This window comes from Mesorhizobium sp. M1A.F.Ca.IN.020.04.1.1 (assembly GCF_003997315.1).
GTDB lineage: Bacteria > Pseudomonadota > Alphaproteobacteria > Rhizobiales > Rhizobiaceae > Mesorhizobium.
This window is the reverse complement of the sequence record NZ_RZSN01000349.1, coordinates 1-2003: the sequence shown is the minus strand read 5'-3', so window position 1 is coordinate 2003 and position 2003 is coordinate 1. Positions and strand designations below refer to the sequence as shown.

2 protein-coding genes are annotated in these 2003 nt (G+C 62.6%); one reads left to right on the top strand and one right to left on the bottom strand.

All coding sequences use genetic code 11. From position 1 onward, the window contains the following. Positions 1–288: 288 nt before the first annotated feature. On the top strand, positions 289–636 hold the full coding sequence (locus tag EOA49_RS31700) for a hypothetical protein (protein WP_245299725.1): 348 nt from the start codon (positions 289–291) through the stop codon (positions 634–636). Between the two features lie 283 nt (positions 637–919). Here EOA49_RS31700 and EOA49_RS31695 read toward each other — a convergent pair whose 3' ends face one another. Next, the gene (locus tag EOA49_RS31695; RefSeq protein ID WP_127240495.1) at positions 920–1327 is read right to left on the bottom strand and encodes a hypothetical protein; all 408 of its coding nucleotides are present in this window, start codon (positions 1325–1327) and stop codon (positions 920–922) included. Positions 1328–2003 lie beyond the last annotated feature (676 nt).

Below are 2003 nucleotides of genomic sequence, written 5' to 3'. Positions count from 1 at the left end.
AAGGGACGTGCTCGCGGGAGGCACTGCGGCGATCGTCGGAGGGCTTCAGCTCAGCAGCATTGCGGCAGCGGCGAAGACGAAGCAGGCGCAACAAGCCAGCGCGCCTCGTTGACGCTGCCGTCCATTAGCTACTCCTGATCATCGTTCCGCGAGGGAACGGAATCGGCCTCGGCTGGGTTCCTCAGGCATAGGTCCTTCGGCGGGCCGGAATTAAGACCTATGGCAAGGGGTCGCGTGAAGTCTTGCGATCCTGGCGGAAAAGGTGCAAGGGTCAAAATGGGTAGAGCAATGGGCGAGATCGTCGAAGACCCTAACTGGTCGCGGCGCTCGGTTGGGCAAATGTATTTTCCGCAGTTTCTTGTGGGAATGACGGCAACGCTTCTGGTGGTTCTCGGCTGGACGTTCATGTCCACCGGGTCCGTCTGGCAGTCGCTTGGCTGGACGTTCCTGGCGGGCGTGGTGCTGCAGGCAGGCTACTTCGTGGCCGTGCTGTGGCTCGTGCAAGCCGAAGGCCGGGCCACGGACGAGAGCAAGGCGAGCGACGCCGGCGCCCCCGCCAAGCTGCCCGGCCCCTTCGAGCGCGACGGCATCGTCCACGCGCTGATCTCGCGGCTGTTCCCGAGGCTGCTGCCGTAAGGCGGCTCAGCGTCCGGCCGAAGCCCCAACGCCGTCATCGTTGGGCGTAGCGACGCGAAGTGGAGCAAAGACCCGAGAACCCACGCTGTGACCTCGTCGAGGAACGCAGCGCGGCAGAATCCTGCACCGTCGTAACGCTCTGAGCTTACGGCCTGCAGTCTGCGCCGCGTCGCTTCGCTCCCTGCTCCGCCACAGGATGACGTGCCAATCTTGGCCGCGTGCGATCGAGCAATTGAGCGCGTCGCACTAGGCCGGTTCAGGCGACGCGCTGTTGGGTGCACCGTTACTGCGCCGGAGCGACCGTGGCCGAGCGCACCGTCTCTGCGGACGAGAAGACGATGAAGGCAAAGGTCAGCACCGCGGCGGCGACGATCAGCGAGCCGATCGCCACGACCGGCTCGATCTCCGGATGGCCTGCGGCCAGCATCCAGTAGAGCGCCGGCAGCATGATCACGAGGCCAACCGTGTAGAGACCGTAGTGGATCATGGCGATGCGGCGCTCGGCCTTGGCCGGATTGAGCGCGTAGTAACCGCCGAAGATCGCGCTGGTCACCCAGCCGAGAAGGTTGATGTGGGCGTGCGCCGGGAAGGCGCCGTGGTCGCCCGAAATCGCCATCTGCAACCCGGCGGCTATGCCCAGGATGAGAAAGATGATGGCCGTCTTGAAGAAAAGCTCCGAAACCCGTGGCATTTTGTTGTCCTCCCAATGCCCTGTGAAATCCCTCACCCGCTAAGTCTACACACCGCAATGCATATTAGCCACACGACAGCGAAGTTTTGGTGTGCATTGCGCACAGCGTCAGGCGAGGCAAAAAGACTCGCAAGGTCGGCGGCGGCGGGGCAGCGCTCCCGGGCCTGCAGTTGTTTTCCCCAATGCAGGGCGGCTCGCAAAAGAAATTGCCCGTTCCCCATTCCAACGCCGGCTTTTATATCGTAGTACGACATTCACAGCGAGATCTCGGGGGTGGCAACCGGGGGCCGGGAGCTGACCACGCAGCTCCCGGTCAAACTCGTTTTCGGCGCGCCGATTTTCGACTACCCGGTCTGCGTCACCGCCGTCGGTTCTGCCACCGTTCCAAATACGTGACACGGCGCCGACCGAAGCCGACGAAAGGTTTCCAGCGATGCAGACGCCGTGAATTTTTAGCTATTCCTTAACTAATGTTATTCGGTCGGTAGACGCCGCATGTTAACCTTCGGGCGCGGGTAGAAGCCGTCTGACCACCTCGGCTTTTGCTATTTGGGCTCGCCTCAACGGCGAGCCTTTTTTTGAATTCCGTCTGTGCCTCGGCGTGGCGTTTCTGCTCGCCGCAACCAGGATCCCCCCGGGCCTTCCCTGGTCTGCAGCCATCGTTCCAATGCATTGC

Bases quoted from the DNA above. Each gene is read 5' to 3' on its own strand.
- EOA49_RS31700 (WP_245299725.1), top strand. From the start codon at position 289: ATGGGCGAGATCGTCGAAGACCCTAACTGGTCGCGGCGCTCGGTTGGG.
- EOA49_RS31695 (WP_127240495.1), bottom strand. From the start codon at position 1,327: ATGCCACGGGTTTCGGAGCTTTTCTTCAAGACGGCCATCATCTTTCTC.